The organism is Bradyrhizobium sp. USDA 3256 (assembly GCF_054058275.1).
Window position 1 is genome coordinate 6,423,460 of sequence record NZ_JBSSAE010000002.1, and the last position, 15,218, is coordinate 6,438,677.

At 64.9% G+C, this 15,218-nt stretch carries 14 protein-coding genes; 10 read left to right on the forward strand and 4 right to left on the reverse strand.

The features are described 5' to 3' along the window. Window positions 1-121 precede the first annotated feature (121 nt). The 3 genes from ACVWY5_RS32340 to ACVWY5_RS32350 all read left to right on the forward strand — a co-directional run bounded on the left by ACVWY5_RS32340 (window position 122) and on the right by ACVWY5_RS32350 (window position 3,370). The gene (locus ACVWY5_RS32340) at window positions 122-1,054 is read left to right on the forward strand and encodes a DMT family transporter (RefSeq protein ID WP_028333480.1); all 933 of its coding nucleotides are present in this window, start codon (window positions 122-124) and stop codon (window positions 1,052-1,054) included. A 244-nt stretch (window positions 1,055-1,298) separates the two neighbouring features. Further along, entirely contained in the window at window positions 1,299-2,108 is an 810-nt protein-coding gene (locus ACVWY5_RS32345; RefSeq protein ID WP_028333481.1) for an MlaD family protein, read from the forward strand. 44 nt (window positions 2,109-2,152) lie between these two features. After that, window positions 2,153-3,370 (forward strand): alpha-hydroxy acid oxidase, encoded by a 1,218-nt coding sequence (locus ACVWY5_RS32350; protein ID WP_321176945.1) that lies wholly within the window; start codon window positions 2,153-2,155, stop codon window positions 3,368-3,370. 205 nt (window positions 3,371-3,575) lie between these two features. On the opposite strand, the gene ACVWY5_RS32355 is transcribed toward ACVWY5_RS32350, so the two are convergent. Next, window positions 3,576-3,980, reverse strand: coding sequence for a hypothetical protein (locus tag ACVWY5_RS32355; protein ID WP_028333483.1), 405 nt, complete (start codon window positions 3,978-3,980; stop codon window positions 3,576-3,578). 75 nt (window positions 3,981-4,055) lie between these two features. Between ACVWY5_RS32355 and ACVWY5_RS32360 the strand changes: the two genes are divergently transcribed. Further along, on the forward strand, window positions 4,056-4,700 hold the full coding sequence (locus tag ACVWY5_RS32360; RefSeq protein WP_028333484.1) for a TetR/AcrR family transcriptional regulator: 645 nt from the start codon (window positions 4,056-4,058) through the stop codon (window positions 4,698-4,700). 328 nt (window positions 4,701-5,028) lie between these two features. On the opposite strand, the gene ACVWY5_RS32365 is transcribed toward ACVWY5_RS32360, so the two are convergent. Continuing rightward, window positions 5,029-5,430 carry a DUF1330 domain-containing protein gene (locus ACVWY5_RS32365; protein ID WP_028333485.1) on the reverse strand — a complete coding sequence of 134 codons (402 nt, stop codon included), beginning with the start codon at window positions 5,428-5,430 and terminating at the stop codon, window positions 5,029-5,031. Between the two features lie 115 nt (window positions 5,431-5,545). Between ACVWY5_RS32365 and ACVWY5_RS32370 the strand changes: the two genes are divergently transcribed. Next, window positions 5,546-6,391 (forward strand): hypothetical protein, encoded by an 846-nt coding sequence (locus ACVWY5_RS32370; RefSeq protein WP_028333486.1) that lies wholly within the window; start codon window positions 5,546-5,548, stop codon window positions 6,389-6,391. A 219-nt stretch (window positions 6,392-6,610) separates the two neighbouring features. After that, a complete protein-coding gene (locus tag ACVWY5_RS32375) occupies window positions 6,611-7,573 on the forward strand; it encodes a DMT family transporter (protein ID WP_028333487.1) in 963 nt (320 codons plus the stop codon). Window positions 7,574-7,856: 283 nt separating this feature from the next. Here the strand turns inward: ACVWY5_RS32375 and ACVWY5_RS32380 are convergent, their stop codons facing one another. After that, complete coding sequence (locus ACVWY5_RS32380; RefSeq protein WP_028333488.1) at window positions 7,857-8,813, reverse strand: LysR family transcriptional regulator; 957 nt, start codon at window positions 8,811-8,813, stop codon at window positions 7,857-7,859. A gap of 135 nt (window positions 8,814-8,948) precedes the next feature. Between ACVWY5_RS32380 and ACVWY5_RS32385 the strand changes: the two genes are divergently transcribed. Further along, entirely contained in the window at window positions 8,949-9,332 is a 384-nt protein-coding gene (locus ACVWY5_RS32385) for a nuclear transport factor 2 family protein (RefSeq protein ID WP_038377341.1), read from the forward strand. Window positions 9,333-9,598: 266 nt separating this feature from the next. Next, window positions 9,599-10,570, forward strand: coding sequence for a tripartite tricarboxylate transporter substrate binding protein (locus ACVWY5_RS32390; RefSeq protein ID WP_321176944.1), 972 nt, complete (start codon window positions 9,599-9,601; stop codon window positions 10,568-10,570). 85 nt (window positions 10,571-10,655) lie between these two features. Here the strand turns inward: ACVWY5_RS32390 and ACVWY5_RS32395 are convergent, their stop codons facing one another. Beyond that, complete coding sequence (locus ACVWY5_RS32395) at window positions 10,656-12,341, reverse strand: methyl-accepting chemotaxis protein (RefSeq protein WP_028333491.1); 1,686 nt, start codon at window positions 12,339-12,341, stop codon at window positions 10,656-10,658. 276 nt (window positions 12,342-12,617) lie between these two features. Here ACVWY5_RS32395 and ACVWY5_RS32400 point away from each other — a divergent pair, with 276 nt between their 5' ends. After that, entirely contained in the window at window positions 12,618-13,661 is a 1,044-nt protein-coding gene (locus ACVWY5_RS32400; protein WP_028333492.1) for a C-terminal binding protein, read from the forward strand. Window positions 13,662-13,805: 144 nt separating this feature from the next. After that, window positions 13,806-15,152 (forward strand): ABC transporter substrate-binding protein, encoded by a 1,347-nt coding sequence (locus ACVWY5_RS32405; protein WP_028333493.1) that lies wholly within the window; start codon window positions 13,806-13,808, stop codon window positions 15,150-15,152. Window positions 15,153-15,218: the final 66 nt, after the last annotated feature.

The window sequence follows — 15,218 nt, forward strand, 5'->3', positions numbered from 1 at the left end:
TGCGTCTATCCCCATTGATGGAATGACGAAATCCGTGTCTGTGATCCGAGCCGGGGAGATCCATACCGGCCCGGCGGTGCCAGCCGGGCAGGCCGCGGCGTCGTGAACCCGGGCCCTCTTTATGTCTGCCTCCGATTCCACCACATCAACGCCTGCGGCCGGCTCCTGGATCGCCAACCAGCCCTATCTGCTGCTCTGCATCACCGCGACATGCTGGGCCGGCAATGCGATCGTCGGCCGCCTCGCCGCCGGCCACATTCCGCCGGTGACGCTGTCGTTCCTGCGCTGGTCGGCGGCATTCCTGATCATCCTGCCGTTTGCCTGGAAGCACCTCGTTCGCGACTGGCCGGTGATCCGCAACAATCTCGGCATCATGGTGCTGATGTCGATCACCGGCATCAGCGCCTTCAACACGCTGCAATACTGGGCGCTGGAGCACACCCAGGCGCTCAACACGTTGCTGCTGCAATCCGCGGCACCGCTGGTGGTCGCGTTGTGGTCGCTGATCCTGCTCGGCGCACGGCTGACGCTGGCGCAATTGTTCGGCGTGCTGCTGTCGCTCGCCGGCGTGCTGGTGATCCTGCTGCACGGCGATCTCACGACGCTGTCGAAGATCGAGTTCAACAAGGGCGATCTGATCTTCATCATCGCATTGGTGATCTTCGCGCTGTATTCGGTGCTGACCCTGAAGCGGCCCAACATCCACGGCCTGTCGGTCGCCGCCTTCACCTTCGGCTGCGGCGCGCTGGTCCTGATCCCGCTCTACATCTGGGAACTCGGCGCGCGTCCGGTGATGCAGCTCACGATCAACAATCTGCTGTCGCTGTTCTATGTCGCGGTGTTCCCCTCGACACTGGCCTATCTGTGCTTCAACCGCGGTGTGCAGCTGATCGGCGCCAACCGGGCCGCGCCGTTCTTCCACATGGTTCCGGTGTTCGGCACCATCATGTCGATCGTGTTCATCGGCGAGCATCCGCAGGCCTTCCATTTCATCGGCTTCGCGCTGGTGCTGGCCGGCGTGTTCGCGGCGTCGCGGCGGCAGTCGGCGGCGTGACTGTCGGAAGAGCACGTCTCCATCCTTCCCTCTCCCCGTTCTTACGGAGAGGGTCAGGGTGAGGGGCTCGCTCCGCAAAGACGGAGCGAGATGAATTCGCGGAAACTCCCCCTCACCCGGATCGCATCTTCGATGCGATCCGACCTCTCCCCGCAAGCGGGGCGAGGTGGAAGAAGGGGATGCGGTGACTATCGGCGGCAAATCCGCTATCTCTTGAGGTCTGCTTCGCAGACGGGTTTTACGCATGGCGCGCGCCAGCAATCTCTTGATCGGCACCCTGACGCTGGCCCTGGTCGCCGGCTCGCTCGGCGGCTGGCTGGGCTATCAGCGCTATGCCGGCATCAAGCGGATGGTGCCGTTCCGCGTCATCTTCGAGGGCTCGGCCTCGGGCCTGCGCCGCGGCGGCAGCGTCAACTTCGCCGGCGTGCGGATCGGCGAGGTGGTCTCGATCAGGCTCGACCGGCACCGCGTGGTGGCGATGACGCGGATCGAAGGCAACGCCCCGATCAAGAAGGACACCCAGGCCGGCCTCGAATTCCAGGGCCTGACCGGTATCGCCTCGATCTCCTTCACCGGCGGCACCGACGATGCGCCGCCGCCGACGCTCGGCGCCGACGGCATTCCCGAGCTGACGGCCGACGCCGAAGGCACGATGGGGATCCAGGAGAAGCTGCGGGTCGCGCTGCGCAATGTCGACCGCGTCATCAGCGAGAACGAGGCCGACATCAAGGACTCGCTGCTCGGGCTCGAGAACTTCACCAATTCGCTGTCCGGCAATGGCGAGCTGATCGCCGGCTTCATCGACGCCGCCGACGACGGCATCAGCGCGGTCGACGCCAAGATGAACTCGGCCGACAAGTTCCTGAAAAGCTTCGGCAGCGACAAATATGGCGGCGAATTGCTGCCGACCGTGATTTCGCTGCGCGAGCTGATCCAGAGCTTCGACAAGAAATCCAACGCCATGATCGCCGAGACCCGCAGGACGCTCAGCGACGTCAGCCAGTCCGTCAACAAGTTCAACGAGAAATTTGTCCGGCCCGCCGGCAGGCGCTAGTCTGGCCTTCCGACCAAGAACCAAGAACAACGGAAACGCTCAACGTGCACGACCGGACCGCAGCCCCCTCTCCGCCTCCCGCAACCGTCAACCGCGCAGCACCCGCCGTACCGCGGCATCTGCGGCGCTATCTCACGCTCGACGATTTCGAGCCGCAGGCGCGGCGACTGCTGCCGAAATTCCTCTACGGCTACATCTCCGGCGGCGCCGAGACCGACGCGGCGCGCAGCGACAATCGCCGGGCGTTCGAGGAATACGGCTTCGTGCCGCGGGTGCTGCAGGACGTCTCGGGCCGCGACCAGACCACGACGCTGTTCGGCAAGAGCTACGCCTCGCCGTTCGGCATTCCGCCGATGGGCTCGTCCGCGCTGTGCGCCTATCGCGGCGACATCGTGCTGACGCGCGCCGCGGTCGCCGCCAACATCCCGATGATCCTGTCGGCCTCCTCGCTGATCACGCTGGAGGACGTTCGCGCCGCCAATCCTTCGGCCTGGTACCAGGCCTATCTCGCCGGCCTTCCCGAGCGGATCGAGCCGCTGGTCGACCGCGTCGCCGCCGCCGGCTACGACACCTTCGTCGTCACCGCCGACGTGCCGGTGCCGCCCAACCGCGAGAACAATATCCGCAACGGCTTCCAGGTGCCGCTCGAGATCACGCCGCGGGTGTTCTGGGACACCATCACCCATCCCGACTGGCTGCTGAACACCTGGGCGCGCACCGTGTTCAATCACGGCATGCCGCATTTCGAGAACATGGACGCCAAGCAGGGCCCGCCGGTGCTGTCCAAGAATTTGATGCGCAACATCGGCAGCCGCGACCAGCTGGCCTGGAAGCATGTCGAGCTGATCCGCAAGCGCTGGCGCGGCAAGCTCGTGGTCAAGGGACTGATCGCGCCGGAAGACGCCCGGCTGGCGCGCGAGCATGGCTGCGACGGCGTCATGGTCTCCAACCATGGCGGCCGCCAGCTCGACTACACCGTCTCCGGCTTGCGCACGCTGCCGGAGATCGCGGCGCAGAAGGGCAACATGACCGTGATGGTCGATGGCGGCATCCGCCGCGGCACCGACGTGATCAAGGCGCTGGCGCTCGGTGCGGACTTCGTCTGGGTCGGCCGGCCGTTCCTCTATGCCGCCGTGGTCGCCGGCGAGGCCGGCGTGGCGCGCGCGATCTCGCTGCTGCATGCCGAGATCGACCGCGATCTCGCGCTGCTCGGCATCCGCAGCCTGAAGGAGATCACCCCGGACCTGGTGCGGAGGTTCTAAAGCATGATCCGGAAAAGTGCGAAGCGGTTTTCCGAAAAGATCATGCCCAAACAAAGAGCTAAGGCGCGATGACGATTCAACCTAATCTCATCGCGCTTTAGAACGTTTTCGAGCGAAGCGGATACCGGTTCGCGTGAAGAAAACGCGTCACAACAAGAATCTGGAGCCCCGTTCCAATTCTAGCGGAACGGGAAAGGCTCCAGGCTCACGCATAGCGCGCCGCGCCCATGCACAGCGCGGTGACCGCGAGCAGCCCGGCGGCGATGCGCTGGGCGACCGCCAGCCGCGAGCGCGCGGCTGAGGTATCGCCCGCGCTGCTGCGCAACTGCCGGACCGCGCCGCCGCCGACGATAATCTGCACTGCGACCGCGGCCAATGCTGCGATCGCGCCACAGGCCAAGATCTGCTCCGGCAGGGCGAACGAGCCTTCATGGACCAGGCGCCAGAGCGTGGCGCCGGTCACGATCGCGACCGTCGCGGCGCCGATTTGCGGAAACAGCAGCTTTTCGCCGCCGAGGCCGCCGGTGCGCGCCAGGGTGAAGCTCGAGCCGGCCCAAAACACCGATGACAGGACGTGAAGGGACAGCGCTATGATGAGGGCGGTCTGCATGATGTCGCTCCGGATGGGCATTGGAAATTAGATATACATAATGTATAGTCAATATGACGAAAGCAAGGCAAACCGATGCCGCCGCGCAGCTATGTGAGCCCGGCGCGCAGCGCCGCCGCCGCCGAAACCCGCGAGCGCGTGATCGAGGCCGCCTCGCGCACATTGCGCGACGAGAGCATCGCGCGCTTCTCGCTGGATACGGTGGCGAAAGTGGCCGGCGTGACCCGGCTGACCGTCTACAACCAGTTCGGCTCGCGGCGCGGGCTGCTCGAGGCGGTGTTCGACGAGATCGCGCGCCATGGCGGGCTGCACCAGCTCGCCGACGCCATGACGATGACCGATCCGCGCGCCGCGCTCGACCGGATGGTCGAGATCTTCTGCGGATTCTGGAGCCGGGATTCCGCAGTCGGCCGGCTGCACGACGCGATGGCGACCGATCCCGAATTCGCCGAGGCCGTGCGCGAGCGCAACGAGCGCCGCCGCCGCGGCGTCACCGGATTGATCGACCGCATCGCGGGCAAGAGCGCATCATTGCAGGCCCGCCAGGACGCGGTCGACCTGATCTTCGCGCTGACAAGCTATCCGACCTTCGCGTCGCTGAGCGCGGGGCGGTCGAAGGATGAGGTCTGCCGGCTGGTGCAAGCAGCCTGCCACGCAGCACTTGCGCCGCTTTTGGGCCCGTCATCCCGAGGCGCTGGCGAAGCGAGCCTCGAAGGATGAATCGGCCCCGGTCGGGCCGTCGACCCTTCGAGACGCGCGCTCCTCAGAGAATGTGAATATATGGCGGAGGAGCGGCGCCAAATATTCAATGTCGTCCCCGCGAAAGCCGGGACCCATAACCACCGAAGGCCATTGTTGCGCAGGGCTGGGGCCACAGCCTTCCTCAACAATTAAACCCTGTGGTTATGGGTCCCTGCTTTCGCAGGGACGACGTCGGACATGTTGTCCCGCCTTCAGTCCCCTCATCCTTCGAGGCTCGCTCCGCTCGCACTTCAGGGTGACGGTGATAGATCTGAGCATGCCGCCAGGCACGGCGCGCGCTACTCCCTCACCCCACCTTGAACTTGCTGTAGGCCTCGCGCGTCGCGATGATGACGTGCTCCTCGCAGCCGTTGCGGCGATGCGGGTCGCAGCGGTCTTCGTAGTCGGCCGAGGTCATCATGTCGATGAAGGCGGCGACGCTCGGGTAGTAGACCAGCGCGAGATAATCCCAGCGCTGACCGGCCGGCTCGCCCAGCGCGACAGTCTCGGCGCTGCCGGTCCACAGCAGCGTGCCGCCGCGCGCCTTGATCATCGGGACGGTAAGCGCGCTGTAGCGCAAATAGGCATCCCAGCCCGAGCCGTCGCCGTCGAGCGAGCGCGCGCGAAACCGCATCAGATTGACCATCACGACCGGCGCCTCGCGGTCCAGCTCGTTCAAGCCTTTGACGTTCAAGAGATCGACACCCATCACCCGCTCCCGCCCAAGGCACCTCGGTCCGGCCGCAACGATTATGTCACATCGCGGGACTAGCCTGAAATACCGCCGGGCCGTAAACTCAGGCCAGCTCTCGGAGGTCAAAGCCGTGATGACCCTTCCAGAACTAGCGGCCGACGCGCTCGGCAAATTCCTCGGCGAGTACATGCAGCGCCGGTTCGGCTCTTCGCAGACCCAGCTGGTCGAAATGGTGCCCTCGATCGCGCGGATCGCGCTCGAATGCATCGGCAACAGCGACGCGCTCTATCACAATGTCGAGCACACCATGCTGGTGACGCTGGCCGGCCACGACATCCTGCGCGGCCGTGCGCTGCACTCGCATATGAGCGCCGAGGATTATGCCCATGTCATCATCGCCTGCCTCACCCATGACATCGGCTATGTGCGCGGGCTGTTCGAGGCCGACGGCCAGGACGGCTATCTGGTCGATGCCGACGACCGCAAGATCATCCTGCCGCGCGGCTCGTCGGATGCGGCGCTGATGTCCTACCACGTCGACCGCTCCAAGATCTTCGTGATGGAGCGGCTCAAGGGCGTCACCCTGCTCGACAAGGAGCGCATTGTGCGTGCCATCGAAGGCACCCGCTTTCCGCTGAGCGACCCTGATGACGACGAGGATTTCGGCGAAGAGGCCACCCTGCTGCGGGCCGCCGATCTGATCGGCCAGCTCGGCGATCCCCACTACATCCGCAAGGCCAACGCGCTGTACATCGAATTCGAGGAGGCCGGACTGAACCGCCAGCTCGGCTACGATTCGCCGGCCGATCTCGTCGACCGCTATCCGCGGTTCTACTGGGACAGTGTCGCCCCGCATGTGCAGAAGGCGATCCGCTACCTCAACATCACCTCCAGCGGACGGCAATGGATCGCCAATCTCTACAGCAACGTGTTCCGCGCCGAGCGCGACATCTCGCTGTCGGGGCCGCAGAAATAGGCGGTGACGGCTCAAGCCACACGCAAGGAACTACCCCCCGTCACCCCCGCGCAAAGGCTTCGCCTTTGCGCGGGGGTGACGGGGATAATTCTTGCGCCTGGGAAGGATGACATCTCGGACGGTGTGTCTGCTGCCACAGATTTGGTCGGCCACGCATGGCTCCAATCCGCACTCTCGTCTTGTCGCCGTGCCGGATTCGGGCACAACATCCATCAAATAATGACCGACCTTCGCGCTTTGCCCGCACCTGCCACAACGCCACGCCGCTCGCCGCTCAACTGGCTCAATAACCAGCCCTATCTGCTGCTCAGCCTGACGTCGCTGTTCTGGGCTGCCAACATCGTGCTGGCGCGCCATGTCGGCAGCCATGTGCCGCCGGTCACGCTGACCACGATCCGCTGGTTCGGCGTCTTCCTGATCCTGTTGCCGTTCGCCTGGCCGCATCTGAAGCAAGACTGGCCGAAGCTGCGCAGCGCCCTGCCGTTGATGCTGCTGTTGTCCGCGGTCGGCTTCGCCTTCAACAACGCGATCTCCTACTGGGCGATGCAGTACACCGAGGCGCTGAATGCGCTGCTGATCCAGTCCGCGGGGCCGCTGTTCGTGGCGCTGTGGTCGCTGATCCTGTTCGGCGTGCGGCTGACGCCGGCACAGCTGGCCGGCATCGCGATCTCGCTGGCCGGTGTGCTGACCATCATCCTGCGCGGCGACTTCTCCGCGCTCGCCAGCATCAGCTTCAACCGCGGCGACATCATGTTCGGCGCTTCGCTGGTGTCGTTCGGGCTCTATTCGGCGCTGATCCCGCGGCGGCCGAAAATCCATCAGCTCTCGCTGATCTCGTTCACCACCTGCTGCGGTGCGCTGATGCTGCTGCCGGTGGCGGCCTGGGAATTCTTAAACGGCGTGACGCTGAAGCTCGACGTCCTGACCTTTGCCACGCTGGGCTACACGCTGATCTTCCCGTCCACGCTCGCCTATCTGTTCTTCAACCGCGGCGTCGCGCTGATCGGCCCGAACCGCGCCGCGCCGTTCTTTCATCTGGTGCCGGTGTTCGGCTCGGCGATGGCGATCCTGCTGCTCGGCGAGACGCTCGCGCCGTTCCATCTGATCGGCTACGCGCTGGTGCTCGCCGGCGTCATCATCGCCTCGCGGCAAGGATCCGCCAAGACATCGGCGAAGCCCTAGCTGGCGCCGAGGAGATGGTTAGAGCGTTTTCGAGCGAAGTGGGCACCGGTTCGCGTGAAGAAAACGCGTCAAAACAAGAATCCAGAGCTTCGGTTCTGATTCGATCAGAACCGAAAATGCTCAAGTGTGCTGAATGCGAAGTTCGCGCGATTTCGCGGCAGCCATTTTCACGAACTTCGCATTCATAAAGCACACTAGAATCATAAGTTTTGCTAGTGTTCTTATCGAATCCGAAGTTCGCTCCGAAGGTGCGGCAAATGATGCGAACTTCGGATTCGGGACACTAGCCTACCTTGCGCAGGCCGGCGGATTTGCGTGGCGAATGCGACTTTGCCGCCAGCGTTTCCGTGATGAAGTCGATAAACCGCCTCACCTTGGCCGGCACGTGGTTGCGCGAGGCGTAATAGACGTAGAGCGGAAAACGCTCGTCGGGCCAGTCCGGAAACAGCTCGATCAACGCGCCGCTCCTCAGGTGATCGTCGAGGCCGAGATCGATCACCTGCGCGATGCCGAAGCCGGCGAGGCAAGCGCCGAGCTTGGTTCCTGAATCGGTTACGGTGAGCCGCCCGTTGACCGCGACCGGCACGACCTCGCCGCCGCGCCGAAACTCCCAATCGAAGGGACGCCCGGTCGACGCGTCGATTGCATGGATGCACTGATGGTCGCGGCTTGCCAGCTCCCGCGGATCAAGCGGCCGGCCGTGTCGTTCGAGATAGATCGGCGAGGCCACGGTGAGCACGCGCGTATCGAGCACGCGGCGCGCAATCAGCGCCGATGGCGTCGGCTCGCCGAAACGCACCGCCAGATCAAAACCGTCGCTGACCAGATCCGCGATCCGGTCGCGGGTCTCGATACGCAGCTCCATGCCCGGATTCTGCAGCAGGAACTCGCTCAGCTTCGGCGACAGCACCATGCGGGAGAACAGCGGGTCGACATTGACCCGCAGCCTGCCGCGAACCGCATCGCGCGATTTCGAGGTCTCCGCCGCCGCCTCGCCGATCCCCGCCAGATGCGCGGCAACCCGCTCGTATAGCGCGCGTCCTTCCTCGGTGAGCTCGACGACGCGGCTCGTGCGGTGAACCAGCCTGGCATCGAGGCGCGCCTCGAGCTTCGCGATCGCCTTGCTGACCCCGGATTGCGTCATGCCGAGCCGTTCGGCGGCCCGGCCAAAACTGCGCGCATCCGCCAGCGCCGCGAGGACCACCAGGCCGCCAACCAGCCGACCGTCAACTTCGTCCATGCCGATGCCTTTCAGTCATCCAAGAGATGACCGCCCAGTCGTAGCACTCCGCCACCATATCGGCCACTGTCGGTGCACATCACCGGTTCGATCCGGTGCGGGCACCGCCACATCAACCGCCAAGGAGATCATGCAATGAGCGACATCGAGGCCATCGCATCCGCGATCGATGGATATTTCAACCTGATGTACGACGTCGACGATAGCCGGTTCCACGACGTCTTCGCCGATGCCTGCATCGTGCACGGCGTCCGGGACGGCAAGCACACGGTGCGGTCGGCCGCCGAATTCCGCGACTTCATCCGCAGCCGTCCCTCGCCGGCGTCGATGAAATCACCGCGAGAGGAGGCCATCATCAGCATCGACCAGACCGCGTCCGACCTGGCCATCGCCAAGGTGCGCGTCAGGGCCGGCCAAACCGGCTTCATCGACCATCTGGTGTTTCATCGGATCGACGGCCGGTGGCTCATCACCACCAAGGCGTTTCACGTCGCGCAGGTCTTCCCGGCGGGATCGTAGCGTCCCTTACGACCAATTTTCGGAATATTAGAAATATGCCACTGATTTGCCCGACGTGTCAAGCTGTCTGGTCGGGCGCCCGTCGCCCCGGCTCCTTTGCATGGGGTTGTTTTCGATATTTTTGGCAGCGCGCCCCTGCGACGGCCCGGGAGTGGCCATGCGGCGAAAGGCTGCTCCCGGCACGACTTCCGCGGCCATGGCGGCCGGGCTAGCTTCGGCCGCAATGGGCCTGTTCAGGGCCTGCGCGGGGGGACGACGACATGATCATGGGATTCAGAAGATATTGCTGCGTGGCGGCCGCAGCCGCCGCCGCGCTTGCGGCGATATCCGGGGCGGCACTTGCCCAGACCTATCCCACCCGCAACATCACGCTGGTGCTGCCGTTTGCCGCTGGCAGCGGCACCGACACCACGACACGGCTGATCTCCAAGGAGCTCGGCGTGGCGCTCGGCGTCGGCATGGTGATCGACAACCGGGCCGGCGCCAACGGCTCGATCGCGGCGAACTATGTCGCCCGCTCCGCCCCCGACGGCTACACGCTGTTCGTCACCACGAACACGACGCACTCGGCCAATCCGTATCTGCTCAAGACCATGAACTACGATCCGATCAAGGATTTCACGCCGATCGCGCGCACCGGCGACCTGCCCTTCATGCTGGTGATCCATCCGGACATCCCGGCGAACTCGGTCGCCGAGCTGATCGCGCTCGCCAAGAAGGATCCGGGCAAGTACAGCTACGCCAGCGGCTCGTCGTCGGCGAGCGTCTCCGGCGCGACCTTCGCGCGCCTCGCCGGCATCGACCTGCTGCATGTGCCCTACAAGAGCTCACCGCCGGCACTGACCGACGTCATCGCCGGCCGCATCTCGATGATGTTCATCGACGTGCCGACCGGGCTGCCGCACGTCAACGCCAAGGTGCTGAAGCCGCTCGCGGTCACCACCAAGCGGAAGTCGGCGCTGCTGCCGGACCTGCCCACGATGGACGACACCGTGAAGGGTTTCGATATCACCTCCTGGCAGGGCTATCTCGGCCCCGCCAACATGCCGAAGGACGTCGTGGTCAGGCTGAATGCGGAGATCCGCAAGTTCATCGAGCGGCCGGATATCAAGAGCCAGCTCGCCGAGCGCGGCATGGAGGCATTCTCCGGTACGCCCGAGGAGTTCGAGGCGTTCCTCAAGGAGCAGCTCGTGCTGTGGGAAAAGCTGATCGCCGACGCCGGAATCGAGAAGCAGTAGGCGGCCGACCTTTCGCTGCGTCTCAAAACACGAATGCCCGGGCGAAGCCCGGGCATCACGCTGGAGTCGATCGATCGCGCAAACCTTACGCCGCGCGCACCTTCTGCAGGAACTCGTCGACCGCGTTGCGCAGCATGCCCGATTGCGTGTCGAGCTCGCGGGCATTCGACAGCACGTCCCCGGCCGCGGTGCCGGTGGCGGCGGCCGCTGACGTGACGCCGCCGATATGGGCGGAGATCTCGCTCGAGCCGGCCGCGACCTGCTGGATGTTGCGCGCGATCTCGCGCGTCGCATCGCCCTGCTGGTCGATCGCGGTCGAGATCGAGGCCGTGATCTCGCTCATCTGCGCGATGGTCGCGGTGATGCCGCCGATCGAGGTCACCGCCTCGCCGGTGGAAGCCTGCATCGCGGCGACCTGCGCCGAGATCTCCTCGGTCGCCTTCGCGGTCTGGTTGGCCAGCGCCTTCACTTCGGAGGCGACTACCGCGAAACCGCGGCCGGATTCGCCGGCGCGCGCCGCCTCGATGGTGGCGTTGAGCGCAAGCAGGTTGGTTTGGGCTGCGATCGAATGGATCAGCTTGACCACCTCGCCGATCTTCTCGGCGCCGGTGGAGAGCGCCTGCACGGTCGCGTTGGTGCGCTCGGCATCGGCCACCGCCTGGCTCGCGACCTCGCTGGAGCGCGCCACCTGGCGGGAGATCTCGGCAACCGAGCTGGAGAGCTCCTCGGCGGCGGCGGCGACGGTGCCGACATTGTTGGAGGCGCTGTCGGACGCAGCGCCGAAGGTCGCGGCCCGCGCGCTGGCGTCGCTCGCGGTCGCGGTCATCGACTGCGCCGTGGTCTGCATGCCGGCGGCGGCGGAGGCCACCGTGCGGACGATGCCGTTCACGCTGCGCTCGAAATCGTTGGCGATATCCTCCATCGCACCACGGCGCTCGGCCTCCGCGCGTGCTTTGGTTTCGGCCTCGGCCTGTTCCAGGCCGCGGATGCGAACCGCGTTGTCCTTGAAGACCTGAACCGTGGCCGCCATTCCGCCGACCTCGTCACCGCGGCCGACGCCGGGGATGTCACCGTCGAGCTTGCCGTCGGCGATGTCGCGCATGCGGGCGCCGAGCAGGTTGAGCGGACGGGAGATGCTGCGGCCGATCAGCCAGGCGACCGAGCCGGAAACGATGCCGATGCCGAGGATCGCGAGGCCGAGCAGCCAGGCAATCGGCCGCATCTTGGCATCGATATCGTCGAGATAGGCGCCGGTGCCGAGATACATATCGAAGCCAGGGACCGCGACGGCGTAGCCGAGCTTGCGGATCGGCGTCTCCTGGCCGGGCTTCACATAATCATAGAACAGCAGGATCTCGCCTTTGGCCTTCACGCCGTCCATCAGTTCCTGCGAGAGCTTGCGACCATTGGTCACGACGTCCATGCGATTGGTTCCGACCTGTTTCGGATCGGGCGCCAGAACCGTGATGCCGCTGTAGTCGGTGCCGAACAGATAGCCGGCGCCGTTGTCGTAGGTCAGCGTGTTGGCCCGCTTGCCGAACTCGGCCAGTGCCGCTTCCTTGGTCAGCTTGCCGGCATCGACATCCTTCTTCAGGCCCGCCGCCATGTTCTTCGCCATCTCGACGATGGCCTTGGCCTGGTCGATGCGCGCATTCATCATCTCACGCTGCATCAGGTGACCGGCGAGGATGCCGGCCGTGCACAGGCCAAGGAGGGTCACCCCCACCAGAATGCCGAGCTTGGGGGTGATCTTCAGATTTGACAGCTTCACGGGGGTCTCCAGAAGAGGCGGGAACGCGACGCGATTGGCGGATTGATTCCGCGCACCGTAATGTGAGACCCTTTACCTGATGGTTACGGAGGTTCCCCGTAGAAGCCCGGAGAATCAGGCCGTGGACCAACCGGCAATTGTGGAGAGAACAGCGCGGCTCGCGTACAAGCATGGGAGGGCGGTGATGCAAGCCGCGCCCCAAGAAGCAAGAAGAATCAAGATCAAGAAGCAAACCAGCAAGAAGCAAGAACAGCAGACTCACATCGGGAGCAGACAATGTCGAAATTCAGGGTGGTCACGCCGAAGGGCGCGAGCTTCACGGTCGCCGGCGGCGGCTACGATTATGAGCGCGAGGCGCTCGATCCGATCGGCGCCGAGATCGTCGAGGCGCCGGCCAACGAGGCCGAATTCATCGCCGCGGCACGCACCGCGGACGCGATCTACGCCAAGGGCATGCCGATCACCAAGGCGGTCATCGACGCGCTCGAGAACTGCAAGGTGATCACGCTCGGCAGCGTCGGCGTCGACTCGGTCGACGTCAAGGCCGCGACCGCCCGCGGCATTCCCGTCACCAACATCCCCGACACCTTCATCGAGGAGGTCGCCGATCACGCCATGATGCTGCTGCTCGCCGGCTTCCGCCGCCTGGTCGAGCAGGACAAGATGGTGCGCACCGGCCGCTGGGCCGAGGGCCGCCCGGCGCTTTTGAAGATTCCGCGGCTGATGGGCCAGACGCTCGGCTTCATCTCGTTCGGCCGGGTCGCCCGTGCGGTGGCCAAGCGCGCCGCGCCGTTCGGCCTCAGGATGGTGGCCTACGATCCCTTCATTCAGGAAACCCTGATGTACGACCACGGCGTGATCCCCTCGACGCTGTCCGAGGTGCTGTCGCAGTCGGATTTCGTCTCGATGCACGCGCCGGCGCGGCCTGAAGTGCACCACATGCTGACCGAGAAGCATTTTCGCCAGATGAAAAAGTCGGCGATCTTCATCAACACCGGCCGCGGCGCCACGGTCGACGAGGAATCGCTGATCAAGGCGCTGCAAGAGGGCTGGATCGCCCACGCCGCGCTCGACGTGCTGGAAAAGGAGCCCCCGTCGCACAACAATCCGATGCTCGGGATGGACAATGTTACCTTGACCGCCCATGTCGCCTCGGCGTCGGCACGTTTTGACGAGGCACGCAAGCGCCGGGTGGGCTACGAATTGTCACTAGTGCTGCAAGGCATGTGGCCGGTAAGCTGTGTCAACCCGTCGGTGCTGCAAAACACCGCGTTGCGCCGCTGGCAGCCCGTCAGCATGGATCGCGGTCCGAACAGCTAGGGCGGGAATGCGCTTTTTCGTGCGGGGCCCGTCTCTTGCGGGCCCTTTGCGCGGCTGGCGACGAGACCAAGACACCTTCACCGGCGGCCAAACGCCGGGAAGGAAAAACAACAACGAAACAAGAAGAATGGGAGTGCGAACGACATGAAGTACGAGATCACGCGTCGCGACGCGCTGGTGCTGGGGGCTTCCGCGGCGGCGCTGGCGGTCACCGGCGCTTCGGCGCAGGGGGCATCGAAGGTGAAGGCTGCCGACGTAGCGGCGCCGTCGCTGCCGATCGAAAAGGACGCCACCTTGCGCATGCTGCGGCCGGTGCGCTTCGTCCAGGCCGACGAGGACGTGTTCCGCGCCAATGCCAAGAAATTCACCGACAAGACCGGTGTCGAGATCAAGGTCGACTTCGTCGGCTGGGAGGACATCAACCAGCAGACCGCCGTGACCTCGAACTCCGGCGCCGGCCCCGACATCATCATCGGCTTCGGCGACGCGCCGCACATCTATATCGACAAGCTGATCGAGCTGACCGATGTCGCCGACTATCTCGACAAGCGCTATGGCGGCTGGCTCACGCTGGCGCGCCGGTACGGCATGCGCTCGAAGTCGAAGAGCTGGGTCGGCCTGCCGTTCGGCGCCTCGGGCGGCCCGCTGGTCTACCGCAAGTCGCTGGTCAACGCCGCCGGCTTCGACAAGGTGCCGGAGGACCACGCCGGCTTCCTCGAACTCTGCAGGAAGCTGAAGGCGGCCGGCAAGCCCGCGGGCTTCGCACTCGGCAACGCGGTCGGCGACGGCAACGGCTTCGCCAACTGGCTGTTGTGGTCGCACAACGCCGCGCTGCTCGATGAGGAAGGCAACATCATCATCAACAGCAAGGAGACGATCGCGGCGCTGAAATATCTGAAGGAGCTGTATCCGACCTTCATCGCCGGCACCCCGTCCTGGAACGACGTTTCCAACAACCGCGCCTACTCGTCGCAGGAAATCGGCCTGACCGCAAACGGCGTCTCGCTGTATTTCTCGCTGAAGAACGATCCCGCGACCAAGGCGATCGCCGACGACACCGCGCATCAGTTCCTGATCAAGGGGCTGGCCCCGACCTCTCCGATGTCCGGCCTGACCTTGAACGCAATGGTGTTCAAGCACAGCAAGTATCCCAACGCGGCGAAGGCATTTCTGCAGTTCATGCTCGAGCACGAACAGTACGAGCCGTGGCTCAACGCCAACTCCGGCTACTGGTCGCAACCGCTGGCGGCCTATGCCGACGCGGCGGTGTGGTCGAGCGACCCCAAGGTCGCTATCTTCAAGGACACGATGCGGAGCCCCTATTACAACGGCTACAAGGGGCCGATCTCGACCGCGACCGGCGCCGTCAACGCCGACTACGTGCTGGTGCAGATGTGCGCCTCGGTCGCGACCGACGCCGCAACGCCCGAGGCCGCCGCAGCGGAAGCCGAACAGCGCGCCAAGCGGTACTTCCGGCGGCAGGGCCGGTAAGATCGACCTCAAGCCGCTGTCATTCCGGGGCGATGCGTAGCATCGAACCCGGAATCTCGAGATTCC